The organism is Mesorhizobium sp. M0894, from assembly GCF_040319725.1.
GTDB lineage: Bacteria > Pseudomonadota > Alphaproteobacteria > Rhizobiales > Rhizobiaceae > Mesorhizobium.
On the sequence record NZ_JAMYOG010000012.1, the window covers coordinates 114,481 to 131,983 of the forward strand.

General features: G+C 62.3%; 15 protein-coding genes. 8 read left to right on the forward strand and 7 right to left on the reverse strand.

Annotated elements, in window-relative coordinates; translation table 11 throughout:
• Positions 1–19: 19 nt before the first annotated feature.
• The 5 genes from glgB to NKH91_RS22345 form a co-directional block, all read right to left on the reverse strand.
• On the reverse strand, positions 20–2,233 hold the full coding sequence (gene glgB, locus NKH91_RS22325; RefSeq protein WP_352848354.1) for a 1,4-alpha-glucan branching protein GlgB: 2,214 nt from the start codon (positions 2,231–2,233) through the stop codon (positions 20–22).
• 145 nt (positions 2,234–2,378) lie between these two features.
• On the reverse strand, positions 2,379–4,847 hold the full coding sequence (locus NKH91_RS22330; RefSeq protein WP_023718450.1) for a glycogen/starch/alpha-glucan phosphorylase: 2,469 nt from the start codon (positions 4,845–4,847) through the stop codon (positions 2,379–2,381).
• A 166-nt stretch (positions 4,848–5,013) separates the two neighbouring features.
• Positions 5,014–5,802 carry an ATP-binding cassette domain-containing protein gene (locus tag NKH91_RS22335; RefSeq protein ID WP_023718451.1) on the reverse strand — a complete coding sequence of 263 codons (789 nt, stop codon included), beginning with the start codon at positions 5,800–5,802 and terminating at the stop codon, positions 5,014–5,016.
• Complete coding sequence (locus NKH91_RS22340) at positions 5,799–6,881, reverse strand: ABC transporter permease (RefSeq protein ID WP_023718452.1); 1,083 nt, start codon at positions 6,879–6,881, stop codon at positions 5,799–5,801. The genes NKH91_RS22335 and NKH91_RS22340 overlap by 4 nt, the downstream gene beginning before the upstream one ends.
• Positions 6,882–6,970: 89 nt before the next feature.
• Positions 6,971–7,987 (reverse strand): sugar ABC transporter substrate-binding protein, encoded by a 1,017-nt coding sequence (locus NKH91_RS22345; RefSeq protein WP_352848372.1) that lies wholly within the window; start codon positions 7,985–7,987, stop codon positions 6,971–6,973.
• A gap of 229 nt (positions 7,988–8,216) precedes the next feature.
• On the opposite strand from NKH91_RS22345, the gene NKH91_RS22350 reads away from it, so the two are divergent.
• From NKH91_RS22350 to NKH91_RS22375, 6 genes are all read left to right on the forward strand, one after another.
• A complete protein-coding gene (locus NKH91_RS22350; protein ID WP_352848353.1) occupies positions 8,217–9,446 on the forward strand; it encodes an ROK family transcriptional regulator in 1,230 nt (409 codons plus the stop codon).
• A gap of 2 nt (positions 9,447–9,448) precedes the next feature.
• Positions 9,449–9,895: an RbsD/FucU family protein gene (locus NKH91_RS22355; RefSeq protein ID WP_023718455.1), complete on the forward strand. Its 447-nt coding sequence runs from the start codon at positions 9,449–9,451 to the stop codon at positions 9,893–9,895.
• The gene (locus tag NKH91_RS22360) at positions 9,892–10,815 is read left to right on the forward strand and encodes a carbohydrate kinase family protein (protein WP_352848350.1); all 924 of its coding nucleotides are present in this window, start codon (positions 9,892–9,894) and stop codon (positions 10,813–10,815) included. The genes NKH91_RS22355 and NKH91_RS22360 overlap by 4 nt, the downstream gene beginning before the upstream one ends.
• Before the next feature lie 254 nt (positions 10,816–11,069).
• Positions 11,070–12,212: a DegT/DnrJ/EryC1/StrS family aminotransferase gene (locus NKH91_RS22365; protein ID WP_023718457.1), complete on the forward strand. Its 1,143-nt coding sequence runs from the start codon at positions 11,070–11,072 to the stop codon at positions 12,210–12,212.
• 17 nt (positions 12,213–12,229) lie between these two features.
• On the forward strand, positions 12,230–12,433 hold the full coding sequence (locus NKH91_RS22370; RefSeq protein ID WP_023718458.1) for a hypothetical protein: 204 nt from the start codon (positions 12,230–12,232) through the stop codon (positions 12,431–12,433).
• A 155-nt stretch (positions 12,434–12,588) separates the two neighbouring features.
• Positions 12,589–13,608, forward strand: coding sequence for an LLM class flavin-dependent oxidoreductase (locus NKH91_RS22375; RefSeq protein WP_352549178.1), 1,020 nt, complete (start codon positions 12,589–12,591; stop codon positions 13,606–13,608).
• Positions 13,609–13,664: 56 nt separating this feature from the next.
• On the opposite strand, the gene NKH91_RS22380 is transcribed toward NKH91_RS22375, so the two are convergent.
• Complete coding sequence (locus NKH91_RS22380; RefSeq protein ID WP_352717074.1) at positions 13,665–14,291, reverse strand: CDP-alcohol phosphatidyltransferase family protein; 627 nt, start codon at positions 14,289–14,291, stop codon at positions 13,665–13,667.
• Between NKH91_RS22380 and NKH91_RS22385 the strand changes: the two genes are divergently transcribed.
• Positions 14,290–15,114, forward strand: a complete 825-nt coding sequence (locus NKH91_RS22385; protein WP_352848349.1) for a phosphatidylglycerophosphatase A family protein — start codon at positions 14,290–14,292, stop codon at positions 15,112–15,114. The two genes, NKH91_RS22380 and NKH91_RS22385, sit on opposite strands and share 2 nt — an antisense overlap.
• Before the next feature lie 214 nt (positions 15,115–15,328).
• Here the strand turns inward: NKH91_RS22385 and NKH91_RS22390 are convergent, their stop codons facing one another.
• Entirely contained in the window at positions 15,329–16,927 is a 1,599-nt protein-coding gene (locus NKH91_RS22390; protein WP_352549182.1) for an FAD-dependent monooxygenase, read from the reverse strand.
• Between the two features lie 96 nt (positions 16,928–17,023).
• Between NKH91_RS22390 and NKH91_RS22395 the strand changes: the two genes are divergently transcribed.
• Entirely contained in the window at positions 17,024–17,467 is a 444-nt protein-coding gene (locus NKH91_RS22395; RefSeq protein ID WP_031193803.1) for a MarR family winged helix-turn-helix transcriptional regulator, read from the forward strand.
• The last annotated feature ends 36 nt before the right edge of the window (positions 17,468–17,503 follow it).

The window sequence follows — 17,503 nt, forward strand, 5'->3', positions numbered from 1 at the left end:
TAGATGCTCCAGACATAGCTCAGTCCGGGACGAATTCGAGCATGATCGTCGACAGCGGCGGCAAAAGCATCGTCGCCGAAATGCCTCCTCCTTCCGCCCGAGCCTCGACGAGGCCGCTGTTGCCCTTGCCGGAACCGCCATAGTCCGTGGCGTCGGTGTTGATGATCTCGCGCCATTTTCCGGTCTGCGGCAACGGCACGCGGTAATTGTCGCGCGGCACCGGCGTGAAGTTGGAAATGACGGCGACCGGGTTGCCGCCCGGCGCGCTGCGCAGCCAAGCGAACACCGAATTCGCGCTGTCATCGACGATCAGCCAGGAAAAGCCCTCCGGCTCGCAGTCGCGGGCATGCAGCGCCGGGCGCGAGCGGTAGAGATAGTTGAGATCGCGCACCGTCTGCCAGACACCACGGTGGAGCCGGAAATCGAGCAGGTTCCAGTCGAGCGCGCGCGCCTCGCTCCACTCGCGGCGTTGCGCGAACTCCTGGCCCATGAACAACAGCTTCTTGCCGGGATAGCCCCACATGAAGGCGTAATAGGCGCGCAGCGTCGCGAATTTCTGCCAGTCGTCGCCGGCCATCTTGTTAAGCAGCGTGCCCTTGCCGTGCACCACCTCGTCATGGGACAGCGGCAGCACGAAATTCTCGCTGAAGGCGTAGACCAGGCCGAAGGTGATGTCGTTGTGGTGATGCTTGCGGAAGATCGGCTCCTTGGAGAAATACTCCAGAGTGTCGTGCATGAAGCCCATGTTCCACTTGAAACCGAAGCCCAGTCCGCCTTCATGCACCGGTTGCGAGACTTTCGGCCACGAGGTCGATTCCTCGGCGATCGTCATCACGCCCGGATGGTGGCCGTAGACCTCCTTGTTCATCCGTTGCAGGAAGCTGACCGCTTCCAGGTTCTCGCGCCCGCCTTTCTCGTTGGGAATCCATTCACCGGCCTTGCGCGAATAATCGAGATAAAGCATCGAGGCGACCGCATCGACGCGCAGACCGTCGACGTGATATTTCTCTGCCCAGAACAGCGCATTGTTGACAAGGAACGAGACCACCTCGCGACGACCGAAATTGTAGATCGCGGTGTTCCAGTCGGGATGGAAGCCCTTGCGCGGATCGGCATGTTCGTAGAGTGCGGTGCCGTCGAACTTTGCCAGACCGTGTTCGTCAACCGGGAAATGCGCCGGCACCCAGTCAAGGATGACGCCGATGCCGGCGCGGTGGGCACCGTCGACGAAGCGGGCAAAACCGTCCGGATCGCCAAAGCGGGCGCTCGGCGCATAGAGACCGGTCGTCTGGTAGCCCCAGGACGGGTCATAGGGGTGTTCGGAGATCGGCATGAATTCGATGTGGGTGAAACCCGTCTCGACCACATAGGGGATCAGCCGGTCGGCGAGTTCGTCCCATGACAGGAAGCTGCCGTCGTCGTGAAGCCGCCATGAGCCGGCATGGACCTCGTAGATCGATACGGCCTCGCGCCTGTGGTCGGCATTGCGCCAGTAGTTCCGGTGCGCCTCGTCGCCCCATTCATGCACCGGCGGCAGCGCCGTCACCGAGGCGGTAGCCGGGCGCAGTTCGGATTTGAAGGCGAACGGATCTGCCTTGAGCGGCAATCTCACGCCATCCGGCCCGATGATCTCGTATTTATAAGGGCGGCCGGCGCCGATGTCGGGAATGAACAGCTCCCAGATACCGGTATCGCGGCGGTCGCGCATGGTGTGCCTGCGGCCGTCCCACTCGTTGAAGTCGCCGACCACCGAGACACGCCTTGCATTGGGCGCCCACACCGCAAAATGTACGCCCGATGCACCCTCATGGTCGATGAGATGAGCGCCGAGCTTGTCGAACAGCCTGAGATGCGATCCTTCGGCGATGTAATAATCGTCCAGCGGGCCGAGCACGGGGCCGAAGGAATATGGATCGGTCAGCCACCAGTCGCCGCCGGCGTTCCTGGCGTGATAGCGCAGCGGCTGGCGTTTGCGCAGCGACAGTTTGCCCTCGAAGAAGCCGCGATCGTCGCGTCTCGACAGCTCGCCGGCCTTCTTGCCGGTCAGCGTATAGGCGGTGACGGACTCGGCATGAGGGACGAAGCAGCGGCCGACAAAGCCCTTCCCCGCCTCATGCACGCCAAGCACGGAGAACGGGTCGCCATGCGTGCCGGCGACAATCGCCGCGACATCGCCGGCTGGCGCCAGTCCGTCCGGCCCGCTTGTCGCAACGGTCGCGCGCGGCTTGCTCATCAGGCAGTGTCCCTCCTCGGGCACCAAGTGCGTGTTTCTAGTGAAGTTTTGAATTCGACAGTCGCAGGCCGCCTGACCTTCCAAGGGATGCGAAGGTCAAATCACTCCACTAGGGCCACATTGTTCCTGGTCTCATGCAATCACATCAGGCGGGCACGTGCCAGATGTCTTTCGCATATTGGCGGATCGTGCGGTCGGACGAGAACCAGCCGACGCGGGCGACATTGCGGATGGCTCTGGCGTACCAGTCCGGGCTGTTGCGCCAGACGGCATCGACGTCGCGCTGGGTGGCGGCGTAGGCATCGAAATCCGCAGCGACCATGAACCAGTCGCTCTGGTAAAGGCCGTTGATCAGGTCGCGATAACGGTCCGGATCGTCAGGCGAAAAGACCCCGGACGAAACCGCGGCAAGCGCCTGCGCCAATTCAGGCGATCCCTCGATTACGGCGCGCGGATCGTAACCATTGTTGCGCCGCTCGGCGACCTCATCGGTGGTCAGGCCGAAGATGAAGATGTTGTCGTCGCCGACGCATTCCTTGATCTCGACATTGGCGCCGTCGAGCGTGCCGATGGTCAGCGCGCCGTTCAGCGCGAACTTCATGTTGCCGGTGCCGGACGCTTCCATGCCGGCGGTCGATATCTGCTCCGAAAGATCGGCGGCCGGCATCATGATCTCGGCTAGGCTGACATTGTAGTTCGGCACGAACACCACTTTCAGCAAGCCGCGCACCGCCGGGTCGCGGTTGATGACCCGGGCGACGTCGTTGGCAAGTTTGATGATCAGCTTGGCGTTGTGATAGCTGGGCGCCGCCTTGCCGCCGAAGAACTTGACGCGGGGCATCCAGTCGCGCTCCGGATGCGAGCGGATCTGGTCGTAAAGCGCGACCGCTTCGAGAATGTTCAAGAGCTGGCGCTTGTATTCGTGGATGCGCTTGACCTGGATGTCGAACAGCGCCGAGGGGTCCACCTTGATGCCGAGCCGGTCGGCAACGAGATTGGCAAGCCTCGTCTTGTTCGCCCGTTTGACAGCGGCGAACTTGTCGCGGAAGGCAGCGTCCTCGGCGAAAGGATCGAGCAGCTTTATCTCGTCGATGTCGTCGAGGAAGCCGTCGCCGATCGCCTCTCGGGTGAGTGCCGTGAGGCCGGGATTGCACTGTATCAGCCAGCGCCGCGGTGTGATCCCGTTGGTCTTGTTGTTGATGCGATCCGGGTAGAGCCTGTGGAGGTCGGCAAACACCGTCTCCTTCATCAATTCCGTATGCAGTGCCGAGACGCCGTTGATCGAGTGCGAGCCAACAAAGGCCAGATTGCCCATACGCACGCGGCGATCGCCATTTTCCTGGATCAGCGAGATGCGGCTGATCTGCTCGTCCGAGAACTGGTCGGAGACGCGCGCCTCGAGCAGCACCTCGGCGTTGATGGCGTAGACGATCTGCATGTGGCGCGGCAACAGCCGCTCGAATAGCGGCACGGGCCAGCTTTCCAGCGCTTCGGGCAGCAGCGTGTGGTTGGTGTAGCCGAAGGTGCGCTTGGTGATGCTCCACGCCTGGTCGAAATCCATGCCGTGGACATCCATCAACAGGCGCATCAGCTCGGGGACGGCGATGGCCGGATGGGTGTCGTTGAGATGGATCGCCGCCTTGTCGGGCAGCGATTGCAGGTCGCCATACTGGCTGAGATGACGCTGAAGGATGTCCTGCAGCGAGGCGGTGGAGAAGAAATACTCCTGCCTGAGCCGCAACTCCTGGCCTGCCTTGTGGGAATCGGCCGGGTAAAGGACGCGCGACAGCGCATCGGCCTTGTTGCTCTCGGCGAGCGCGCCGATGTGATCGCCGGCGTTGAACTTGTCGAGCAGGATCGGATCGACCGGCATGCCGGACCACAGACGCAGCGTGTTGACGCGGTTGGCCCGCCAGCCAACCACCGGGGTATCGTAAGCAACGGCCAGAACATGTTCGGTCGGCTTCCAGACATGGCGCTCGAGCCTGCCATCCTTCGAGGTGATCGATTCCACCGAGCCGCCGAAGCCGACCTCGAAGGAGCGTTCGCGGCGTTCGAACTCCCAAGGATTGCCGTGATCGAGCCATGTCTCGGGCAGTTCGACTTGCCAGCCGTCATGGATCTCCTGCCGAAACATGCCGTTGGCGTAGCGAATGCCATAGCCATGCGCGGGGATATCGACGGTAGCCATGCTTTCCATGAAGCAGGCGGCGAGCCGGCCAAGGCCGCCATTGCCAAGGGCAGCGTCCGGTTCGAGCGCAGCAATGATGTCGAGGTCGACGCCAAGTGACGACAGCGCCTCGCGCATATTGTCCATCAGGCCGAGATTGGAGAAGGCATCGCGCATCAAGCGGCCGATGAGGAATTCCAGTGACAGGTAATAGACGCGCTTTTCCTGCTGGGCGTAGGCCTCTTGGGTCGCCTGCATCCAATGATCGACGATGCGGTCGCGCACAACCTTGATCGAGGCGGTGAGCCAATCGTACTGGGTTGCAACGTTGGTGCCCTTGCCGACCCTGTATTTGAGGGCCTGCAAGACTTCGTCGGCGAGCGTCTTGGGATCCGGGTTTTCGAGGGTGGGCAGAGGAGCTTCGGTTGTCATCGCGCGCGTCATGCTGCCTCTCGTGACGTTGCCAGGATCATGCGGCTTTCACCATCTCCGCCAATGCTAATGCATCCCACCGGATGTTCAATGGATTCAGGCGACCGCAAGCCGGGTTGCCCTGCGGCAATTTGGCATTGAAACACCGCGCCCTCAGCGGCGGGCCTCAAGTTCTTGTTCAGGCCGCCAGCGCCGCCTCCGGCGGCACCTTGGCGCCGGTCATGAAGGCGACCGCGTCGGACATCGTATACTGCTTCGGATCGATGACGCACAGGCGACGGCCGAGCCGATGAATGTGAATGCGGTCCGCCACCTCGAAGACATGCGGCATATTGTGTGAAATCAGCACGATCGGCAGGCCTCGGCGTTTGACGTCGAGTATCAGTTCGAGCACGCGGCGGCTCTCCTTGACGCCGAGCGCGGCCGTCGGCTCATCCATGATGACCATCTTCGAGCCGAAGGCCGCGGCGCGCGCCACCGCCACGCCCTGGCGTTGACCGCCGGAGAGAGTTTCCACCGCCTGGCTGATGTTCTGGATGGTCATCAGGCCAAGTTCGGTCAGCTTGTCGCGGGCGCGCTTTTCCATCGCCGGACGGTCGAGCATGCGCAGCCAGCTGCCAAGAAAGCCCGGCTTGCGGATCTCGCGGCCGAGAAACATGTTGTCGGCGATGGACAGCGCCGGCGACAGCGCCAGGTTCTGGTAGACGGTCTCGATGCCGGCTTCGCGGGCCTCCATCGGCGATTTGAATGCAATAGGCTTGCCTTCAAGCCGGATCTCGCCTTCGTCGGGCACGACCGCGCCGGAAATCGCCTTGATAAGCGACGACTTGCCGGCGCCGTTGTCGCCGATGACAGCAAGGATTTCGCCCGGATAGAGATCGAAATCGGCATTGTCGAGGGCGGTGACGCGACCGTAGCGTTTGACCAGGCTGCGGGCGGTAAGGATCGGTTCCTGAGTCTGGTTCATGCCGAGATCTTCCTGATCCACTGGTCGATACCAACAGCGATGATGATAAGGGCGCCGACAGACAATTGCGTCCATTGGGGATCTGTCCCCCAAAGCCTGAGGCCGAGCGCGAACACCCCGACGATCAGCGCACCGAAGATGGTCCCGAGGATGGAACCGCGGCCGCCGAACAGTGATGTGCCGCCAATCACCACGGCGGTAATCGAATTGATGTTCTCGAACTGCCCGGCCTGCGGCGAGACCGATCCGATGCGTCCGATCAAGGCCCAGCCGGCGATGGCACAAATGATGCCGGTCAGGGTATAGACCGTGACCAGCATCCGGCTGACGCGCACCCCCGACAGTTCCGCGGCTTCCGGGTCGTCGCCGACTGCGTAGACATGCCGGCCCCATGCGGTGTGATTGAGCACGTACCAGGCAATTGCCCCCATGATCAGCACCAACAGCACGCCATAGGTGAAGACTGCGCCGCCGATCCTGAACGAGCCGCCGAAAAACTGCAGCAGCGGTGCCGTCGCCTCGAGATCCTGGCTGCGGATGGTCTCGTTGCCGGAATAGATGAAGTTGATGGCAGCGTAGATCGACCAGGTGCCGAGCGTCACGATGAAGGGCGGCAGTTTCACCCAGGCGATGAGAATGCCGTTGATCAAGCCGCAAATCGCGCCGACAAGCAGCCCGATGGCAACGGCGACCGGCGCTGGAACACCGTAATGCATGGCAAACTGGCCCATAACAACCGAGCTCAGCACCATGATGGCGCCGACTGACAGGTCGATGCCGGCGGTGAGCACCACCAGTGTCTGCGCGATGCCGACCATGCCGGTTATCGCCACCTGCTGGAGGATCAGGGTGAGGGTGAAGGGAGAAAAGAAGCGTCCGCCGACGACGACTGCGAACAGAACCACCGAGATGAGCAGGATGATCAGCGGCACCATGGCCGGGCTTTTATGCAAGCGGTGCTGGATGCTCTCCAACGTCGAGCGGGAATGCGTCTCGAATGATGCGACGCTGGCGTCGCTAGCGGCCAGGACCGTCTCGAATTCCTGCGGTCCCTTGCTCCTGGTTGTTTCGACGCTCAAGTCGGCCTCCCCGCCTGTGATGTGGAGCGGCCGAAACCGCTCCACATTCCCTATTGTTCTTTTGAAGTTGAGCCGATCAGGGGATCAAATCAACCCCAGCACTTGCTGAGGCCTTGCTTCGTGTCGATGGATTCGATGCCGGCGGCAGGCTTGTCGGTGATCAGCGTGACGCCGGTGTTGTAGAAGTTCAGACCGGGCGACGGCTCAGGCTTCGTGCCGGTGTCGGCAAAGGTCTTGATCGCCTCGATGCCGAGCGAGGCCATGAGCAATGGATATTGCTGTGAAGTGGCGCCGATCACGCCCTCGGCAACGTTCTTGACACCGGGGCAGCCGCCATCGACCGAGACAATCAGGACGTCCTTCTCCTTGCCGACGGCTTTCAGCGCCTGGTAGGCGCCCGCGGCCGCAGGTTCGTTGATGGTGTAGACGACGTTGATATCCGGATCCTTCTGCAGGCAATTCTCCATGGCAGTATGCCCGCCATCCTCATTGCCGCTCGACAGATCGTGACAGACGTTGCGTGCGTCGGTTTCGTCGCCGATCTTCTTGGGATCGCCGAGGTCGATGCCGAAGCCCTTCATGAAGCCTTGATCACGCTGGACGTCGACGGAGGGCTGGCTGGCGATCAGATCCATGTAGGCAATGTGCGCATCCTTGGCCTTGTCGCCCAAGGTAGCCTTTGCCCAGGAGCCGATAAGCTCGCCGGCCTTGAAATTGTCGGTCGCAAACGTCGCATCCGCGGCATCGGCAGGCTCGAGCTGCGTGTCGAGAGCGATCACCAGCACCCCTGCATCGCGCGCCTTCTTCACCGCCGGCACGATGGCCGCAGTGTCGGTGGCGGTGATCAAAATGCCCTTGGCGCCGTCGGCGATGCAGGATTCGATCGCCGCAACCTGGCCCTCATTGTCACCTTCCGCCTTGCCGGCATAGGCTTTCAGATCGACACCGATTTCCTTGGCTTTCGCGGCGGCACCTTCCTTCATCTTCACGAAGAAGGGATTGGTGTCGGTCTTGGTGATCAAGCAGGCGCCGACCCCGGCGGCCGATGCCGTCGACGCAAACGCCATCAGGCTCAGTCCGGCCGCGGCAAACACGGTGGATTTCAACAGTTTTGACGTGGTCACGATTTTCCTCCCATTGAACCATTTAGGATGCCGGCCAACCGGCATCTGCAGCGCGTCCGACGAAATCTCCCAGTGTCGACGCCGATCTCAAGAGACACCAGTCCGCCAGCACTGTCAATAATTAAATCACTCTTATTTATTATTGACAACGCAGGATTGTTCACTCACTCTAGACCAAAAGCATCGAGGGGAAACGACGGGAGGAACAGGGGTGGAGACCGGCATTACAAGGCACGGCTCGCCCGATGCGGCCGAAAGCCGCCTGCACCGCGGCACCAATCAAAGCGGCATGCGGGACCACAATGAGCGGCTGGTGCTGTCGCTGGTGCGCCAGCACGGCAGCCTGGCCAAATCCGACATCGCACGCATGACTGGCCTCTCGGCGCAGACAGTATCAGTCATCATGCGCGAGCTGGAGGAGGACGACCTGCTCGTTCGCCAGGCGCCGTTGCGCGGCAAGATTGGCCAGCCCTCGACACCCATGGCGCTCAATCCCGACGGCGCCTATTTCATCGGCCTGAAGATCGGCCGGCGCAGCGCCGAGCTCGTGCTGATCGATTTCCTCGGCAATGTGCGCTCGATGCTGCAGCATTCGTACCGCTATCCGGCGCCGCGCGAGACGGTGGAATTCGTTACGAGCGGCATGAAGAAGATGCGCGGCGAGCTCACTCCTGCGCAGGACAAGCGCATCGCCGGGCTTGGCATCGCCATGCCGTTCGAATTGTGGAACTGGGCCGATACCGCCGGCGCGCCGCGTGAAATCATGGACGAATGGCGCCATCGCGACATCCGCGCCGACATCCAGGCGCAATGCGAATTTCCGGTCTACCTGCAAAACGATGCCACCTCGGCCTGCGGCGCCGAGCTCGTGTTCGGCCAGGCGGCGGGTGCGGCGCGCGATTTCGTCTATTTCTACATCGGTGCCTTTGCCGGCGGCGGCATCGTGCTGAACGGCCGGCTGTTTGGCGGCCCAACCGGCAATGCCGGCGCGCTGGGCTCAATGCCAGTGCCCGGACCTGACGGCAAGCCGACGCAGTTGATCGACGTGGCGTCGATCGCCATGCTGGAAAAGGCGCTCAACGCGCGCGGCGTCGAAGCCTCGCATCTGTGGACATCACCGGGGGACTGGGGCGAGATCGGCGCCGAGCTTGACGACTGGATCGCCAGCGCCTCGCACGCGCTCGCCTATGCCATCGTTGCGGCGTCGTCCGTCATCGATTTCGAAGCCGCGGTGATCGACGGATGGATGCCGCTCGCCGTGCGCAGGCGGCTTGTCGATGCTGTCATCCAGGCCATCGGCAGGATCGACGGCGAAGGCCTGAGGCTGCCGGCCGTTCGCGAGGGAACAGTCGGCATCCATGCGCGGGCGCTGGGTGGCGCCAGCCTGCCGCTGTCTGAGCGCTTCCTCATCGGCTCGACCACGATTTCCCGGAGCTTCTGAGCATGCTGATCGGTATCCCGGCGCTGCTCGGCCCGGAGCTTCTGGCGATGTTGCGCGCCATGGGCCATGGGGACGAGATCGCGCTGGTCGACGGCAACTACCCGGCCGAACAGCAGGCACAGCGGCTGATCCGCGCCGACGGTCATCATCTCGTCCCGGTGCTGGATGCCGTATTGAGCGTGTTGCCTGTCGACGACGCCGTGCCGCAGGCGCTGTTTCGCGCCTCGGCTAAAGGCGATCCCCTGCTCGCCGATCCGGTTCATCATGAGATTGAAGCGATCTGCGCCAGGCATGCGCCGGGCCGCAAGGTGGTTGCGCTTGCCGGCGCCGACTTCTATGCACGGGTCAAGGCCGCGCACGCGATCGTCGCGACGAGCGAGCCGCGGCTTTACGCCAACATCATCATTCGCAAGGGCGTGATCTATCCGCCGGAGAGCAAGACTTCATGATCCTCTGCTGCGGCGAAGCCCTGATCGACATGCTGCCGCGCACCACGACGGAGGGCGAAGCGGCCTTTGCCCCCTATGTCGGCGGTGCCGTCTTCAACTCGGCCATTGCGCTCGGCCGACTCGGCGCGCCGGCCGGCTTCTTCTCCGGCCTGTCGTCGGATCTGTTCGGCGGGCAGTTCAGGGAGGCGCTGGGGGCCAGCAAGGTCAGTTCCACCTATGCGCACACCTCGCCGCGGCCGACCACGCTCGCCTTCGTGCGGCTCACCAACGGCCAGGCGACCTATACATTCTATGACGAGAACACCGCCGGGCGCATGCTGACCATCGAGGACCTGCCGGAGCTCGGCAGCGAGATCGAGGCCATGCTGTTCGGCGCCATCAGCCTGATCTCGGAACCGGCCGGATCGGCCTATGAGGAGTTCATGCGACGTGAGCATGAGCGCCGCGTGATGATGCTCGACCCCAACATCCGGCCAACTTTCATTCCCGACAAGGCCAGGCATCTCAGGCGCATCCGCAACATGATGGCGATGGCCGACATCGTGAAACTGTCGGACGAGGATTTGAACTGGTTCGACGAAGCCGGCTCGCATGAGGACGTCGTCCGCAACTGGCTGGACCGCGGCCCGAAGCTGATCGTCGTCACCCACGGCAGCGAGGGCGCGGTTGGTTACAGCAGCCAGCACCGGGTCACGGTCGTGCCGGACAAGGTCGAGGTGGTCGATACGGTCGGCGCCGGCGACACGTTCAATGCCGGCATCCTTGCCTCCTTGCACGAGCAGGGCCTGCTGTCGAAGACGGCAATCGCCGGCCTGCCGAAAGAAGCCATCCATAAGGCGCTGACGCTCGGCGCCAAGGCTGCGGCGGTGACGGTCTCGCGGGCCGGCGCCAATCCGCCATGGCGGCATGAACTCGCCTGACCGGCTGGCAACCGCCTCACGGACTGCCTGCCGGCGATCACTTTATGTTTCGCCTAACCTGGCGGGCGGGATGCGCAGCCCATATCAAGCATGCCGAAGCCCGGATTTTCCCGCGTTTAAGAGGGCAGATCGGAAACCAGAGGTAACAGGCTGCGACACTTGAGCAATTCAGGGTTTTGCCCTGCGGCTTTCTCGGCCGTGCCAAGTCTGCTACCAGCGGCCGGTTATCTGGCTAAAAACCGTTTGAGGCCGACATGCAGTTCATCGATCTTGGCGCACAGCGCGAACGCATCCGCGACAGGCTGAAGGCGGCAATCGACCGCGTCGTCGACGAAGGTCGTTATATTCTTGGACCGCAGGTCACCGAATTCGAAAACAAGCTCGCCGCCTATATCGGCACCAAGCACGTGGTCGCTTGCGCCAACGGCACCGACGCGCTGCTGTTGCCGCTGTTTGCCGCCGGCATCGGCCCGGGCGACGCGGTATTCGTGCCGAGCTTCACCTTCGCCGCCACGGCCGAAGTGGTGGCGCTGACCAAGGCCGAGCCGGTGTTCGTCGATGTCGATGCTGACAGCTACAATATCGACATCGCCAGCCTCGAGGCGGCAATCGCCATGATCAAGGCGGAGGGGCGGCTGAGGCCGAAGGCAATCATTCCCGTCGACCTGTTCGGCCTCGCCGCCGATTACGAAGCAATCATGGCCATCGCCAATCGCGAAGGCCTGATGGTCATCGAGGATGCGGCGCAGGCGACCGGCGGCTCGGCTGACGGCAAGATGTGCGGCTCGTTCGGCACCGTCGGCTCGACCAGCTTCTATCCGGCAAAACCGCTCGGCTGCTACGGCGACGGCGGTGCGATGTTCACCAATGACGATGCGCTGGCCGAACAGCTGCGCTCGTTCGCCTTTCACGGCAAGGGCGAAACGCAATACGACAATGTCCGCGTCGGCATCAATTCACGGCTCGATACACTGCAGGCGGCGATCCTAATCGAGAAGCTGGCCATCCTCGAGGACGAGATGGTGGCGCGGCAAGCGGTCGCTAATCGCTATGCCGAAGGTCTCGGCGATATAGTCAAGACGGCGCGCAATCTGGGCGGCGGCCGCTCGGCCTGGGCGCAATACGCCATCGAAACGCCGAAGCGCGACGGGCTCAAGGCACATCTCGGTGAAAAGGGCATTCCGTCGGTCATCTACTATGTGAAACCGCTGCACAGCCAGATTGCCTATCGCGATTATCCGCGCACGCCGACCGGCCTTGCCGTTTCGGAAGAGCTGCCGAAGCGCATCCTGTGCCTGCCGATGCATCCCTATCTGAGCGAGGCCGACCAGGACCGGATCATCGAAACGATCCGTAACTATATCGGCTCGAATTCGGCGCACGTGGCGGCGGCATAATTCGAAAGTTGCGGAACATGGTCGCGGATTACATCGACGAGTTCATCATGTTCTGCGCCGGGTTGTGGATGGCTGGCATCGGCTTCGGATTTCTCGCGGACCCGTTCCAAGCTCGCCCCGGCCAGCAAGCATGGTGGACCAACTTTGGAACCCATTTTAAATGGATGGGGCCGCTGTTGATCCTCATCGCGATAGTGCTCGCGTTCGCGGCACCTTCCTAGATGCGCTCGCGCCAGCAACAGGCTCGCCATTGACGGCATCGCTGATCAACAACGGACCGTTCACCTCAAACTGGGCCGTCGGTACCGATTTCGGGATGCTTTGCTCTGCGCCGAAGCATAGTCTGCACCTGTCTTCCCTCTAGGCTGGCTATTTCATGAAGAAGATTGGTTTCCTCTCGTTCGGGCACTGGACGCCCTCGCCGCAATCGCAGACGCGGACGGCATCCGATGCGCTTTTGCAGTCCGTCGAGTTGGCCGTCGCCGCCGAGGAGCTGGGTGCGGACGGCGCGTATTTCCGCGTGCATCACTTCGCCCGCCAGCTCGCCTCGCCCTTCCCGCTGCTCGCAGCGGTTGGGGCGAAGACCAGCCGAATCGAGATCGGCACGGCGGTGATCGACATGCGTTACGAGAACCCGCTCTACATGGCCGAGGACGCCGGCGCCGCCGATCTGATCGCCGGAGGGCGTCTGCAGCTAGGCATCAGCCGCGGCTCGCCGGAGCAGGTGATCGACGGATGGCGGTACTTCGGCTACGCCCCGCAAGAGGGCGAGAGCGATGCCGACATGGCTCGCAGACACACCGGAGTGCTGCTCGAAGTGTTGCTGGGCAAAGGCTTTGCCCAGCCCAACCCGCGGCCGATGTTTCCCAACCCGCCTGGCCTGCTTCGCGTCGAGCCACACTCGGAGGGCCTGCGCGAGCGCATCTGGTGGGGCGCCGCCACAAACGCCACCGCAGAATGGGCGGCGAAACTTGGAATGAACCTGCAGAGTTCCACGCTCAAATTCGATGAAGGCGGAAAGCCGTTTCACATCCAGCAAGCCGAACAGATCAGGGCTTTTCGCGAAGCCTGGAAGGCGGCCGGCCACACGCGCGAGCCACGGGTGTCGGTGAGCCGCAGCATTTTTGCGCTGGTCGACGATCGCGACCGCGCCTATTTCGGCGGCAACCAGGGTGGAGATCAGTTCGGCTATATCGAGGCAGACAGGCTTGCCGTGTTCGGCCGCTCCTATGCCGCCGAGCCGGACGTCCTGATCGAGCAGCTAAAGGGCGACGAAGCCATCGCTGAGGCCGATACGCTGCTGCTCACGGTCCCCAACCAGCTCGGTGTCGACTACAATGTCCATGCCATCGAGGCGATCCTGACCCACGTCGCCCCAGGCTTGGGCTGGCGCTGACGCGACTTTGTTGGAAAAGCCACGGCGGTCAATACGATGCTCGCGTTCTAGCGGTCTCACGGCTGCTTCCCGTCGGCTCGTTTCAGCATCGCAAATGCGCGACTGATCCGTTGCAGGGCCGTCGCGTTGGCCAGCACTGCGTACAACGCGAACCCGCCTGCCAGAATCCAGGGCGAAGCCGCGCCCATGGCAGTCGCGACTCCGTCGGCGGCGAGCAGCACGCAAATGAACACCAGACGTTCCATCCGCTCGAAGAAATCCGGCCAACCATGGTTTTCCACAGGGATTTCCAGCGCCGTCCGCGCCTTGGCGTAACTGGTGAGGATCCCGCCGGCGAACGCGAACATTGCGATCGCCCACAGATCGGCGACCCAGCCTATTGCCGCAAAGACGGCCAATTCCTGATAACGGTCGACGACAGCGTCGAAATAGCCACCGGCCTTGGTGCTCATATTTGTCCGGCGGGCGACCGCACCGTCCAGCGCGTCGAAGCTGAAGGCAAACGCCAGGCACAAGCCAAAGGCAAGACTTGAATGGTGATACGCGTAGGCGGCCGAAGACAAAGCCACGAGCACGAGCCCGCTGGCCGTAACCTGGTTCGGCGTCATGCCGATCCCGATCAGCGGAGAGGCGGCCTGCTCCCATAGCGGGTCGATGCGACTTTTCATGAGACCGGCGATCATGGCGGCTCCTCTGATGATGTCGTTTGACGGAGCTTTACCAGCAATTTGCGGGTTTGTTCCACCATCGCCACCGTTTCAGTTGGCCAATGCGGGCCGAGACCGGGCTCAGGAACGTTCTCAACTCGCCGCAAAAGCGATCTCGTTTGGCGAATGTGGCCGGCGGATTAAGGTGCTCGCCAAGCTGACGGCGAAACAGAACTTCCGGTCGCAGCGACAGCTGCCCGACAGCATTTCACGGTTTGGGCGATGCCCTTGTGACGGTTGTGCAAATCGAGTGGCGGTCTGGCGGCAACACCCGAACGATGTGACTATGATTGCTTGCGACCCGTCGGAAGCCGGCCGAAACTCGATGCATAAATTTCTACCCAAGTTCGCCTACCTGCTCGCGACCTCTGTCGGCGTGGGATTATCTCCAACATGGCCGGGCACGGCCGGCGCAATGGTTGGAGTGGCTGTTGCCGCGGCTCTGATACCCGCATCACCTTGGCTGACGGTGCTTGCCTATGCGGCCCTGTTCGCCGTCGGCGTATGGGCGTCATCGCATGTTATCTCCCATACCGGGACGGAGGACCCGCAGATCGTCGTCATCGATGAGACCTTCGGCGCCGCCGTGACACTTTCCATGCTGCCACTCGACCCACTCTGGTGGGCAACAGGCTTCCTTGCTTTCCGGTTTTTCGACGTCGTCAAGCCTTGGCCCATCCGTATCATGCATGACAAGGTAAGGGGTGGGGCCGGCATCATGCTGGACGATGCTGCCGCGGCTGTCGTCGCTGGGGCGTTGCTGCTCCTGCTGAACGAGTTGATTGATCATTTGCCGTAACGGCGACATTCGGCCTCCAATGCCAAAGGCCAGCACGATGGTCCATGCGAGTTTAGCGACACAAGGGGAGGACCGAAGCGGTTGGCGCGGCCCTACTCGGTGACAACGAGTAGGAAGAGGCATGACGAGACGGGCAAACGGCTGAACATCGCCGGCATTCCCGGCGACGACATCGGCAAGGAAGTCGTGCCGGAAGACCGGAGGCATCCGCCGCTCACTGATGATGTTCGCACGCCTGCGTGCGGAAACCCAAGCCGTCAAGTATTTCGATCAGCATCTGTACAGGATCAGGCACACTGTGCGTTGACCGCCACGCGACAAACCCGTCCGGCCTGACCAAGGCGGCACCGCCGCTTTCAACCCCGAGCGCGGAAGGCCACCGATGGTCCAAATCAATCAGACCCCCATTGGCAAAGGCGTGGCAGGTCAGCGGCATGCGGAGGCGCTGGCTTACGGCGTCAGCGGCCTGACACCATGCGTCGTCGGCGCAGAGGAGAAGAAGGTCGCGATCGCACAAATCGAGACTCGAAATCCGCTGGCCGGCACGCCCGACCGCGAAATGCGGTAAACGCGTGCCAGGGCGGCCCGACAACTCCGTGGATTTTTGGAATGGGTGATCGTCCCGCGTGGCTTCCTGAGCCACGACACCTGCAGCGTAGCGTTGGCCAAATACCACGTCGTAATCCTCGACCATCGCGACTGGGGGAGGCAATCGCTTCGACGGATCGTCGAACCATTTCTGAAGGCGGGCGAGCGCTTGCGCCAACGTAGCCTCGATGACCGGCCGGCGCTCCATGTCATAGCTATCCAGCAAAGAGGGACCGGCATGCCCGCGTGTTACCATCGCAAGCTTCCAGGCAAGGTTATGGGCGTCGTGGATACCTGAATTGCCACCGAAAGCGCCTGTTGGGGGCATCAAATGTGCCGCATCCCCCACAAGAAACGCGCGGCCTCGGCGGAATTGGCGCGCTGTCATCGCGGCCACTTCCCAGGAGCGCGCATCGACAAGCCTAGTCGTGATATCCGACCGGCCCGCACCTCGTATGATCAGTTCCCTGCACCTGGCTTCATCAAAATCCTGGGGTTTCTCGCCCTTTTCGGGAAAGTACTGGAGCGCCAGAAGCCATCGTCCACCCTCCCTGGGCGTGAAGGTCCCGTTGAGGTCCGTCACGAAGCACGACGTGAAACGCTTGCCGCCGATCGTCGGAGGCATGTCCGTGTCAAAGACGACATTTATCCAGTGCTGAAGGCCGCCTGCCCCGCTGCGGCTGATCTCCAGCCTCTCTCGCATCGAGCCGTTCGCACCGTCCGCGACGATCAGATAGTCGGCCGAGATGGCGTCCTTTGCGCCGGTCGCGATATCGCGAATTTCCGCGCGGACGACATTCTCATCCTGTTCGAAAGCCACCAGTTCCGTGCTGAAACGTATGTCTGCACCGTTCCGCTCGGCGTAGCGGCGCAGAATCGGTTCCAGGACGTGCTGATCACACGTCGCCGGTTGCGTGGGGCTGAGGGCACTTGCATCCGGCCACGCCGGTCCGCCCCATTGAATCTCGGGATCGGTGAGATTCCTGGCGCGCGCAATAGCGCCTGCCTGCTGGTCCCCCGTACGATTTGCACGAATCTCCTCCTCGAGGCCGAGGCTTCGAAAGATCTCCATGCTGCGCGGGGAAATGCCGGCAAATTTGTACTGGATTGACGTGTCGGGATGGCGCTCGACGAGGACGCACGGAATGTCGTTGTGAGCCAAAAGGGCGGCCGCCGTCAGACCGTTCAGGCCGCCCCCGACGACGAGAACCGTGGTGTTGGTCATCTCGGATCTCCTCTCATTGCTTTGATCACCAAACATTTTGATTGATCAAATCATATGATTGGTCCAAATATGTGTCAAGACACGAAGGAGCGTGGAATGGGACCGGGCCAAGATCGCTTGCAGCACGCCACCGAGGCCTGGCGCCTGATGTTTGATTTCCTGATGCGGTCCGCGCCGGACCGGTTGGCGATCCAGCAGAAATTGGGTCTGACGCCCAACGACTCGCGCGCCCTCTTCACCCTCGACAAAGATGCGGGCAAGCCGATCGGCGCATTGGCCGCTCAATGGCACTGCGACCCTTCGACGGCGACCTGGCTGGTCGACCGGTTGGAGCAGGCGGGGCTCGCCGAACGGGTTCCGTCGCCAAGCGATCGCCGTGTCAAACGTGTCAAGCTTACGGCCAAGGGTGTTGCAACCATTGAGGAATTGACAAGGGAATATCACAAACCCCCTGCGGAGATGCTTGCGCTTACACGCGCGGACCTGGATCAGCTGATCGGCCTGGTCAGAAAGTTACAGGCTGGCAAGTCCGTGGGTTGATTACATCCCGCGCGGCGTTGCTGCTGCTAAAAGAAG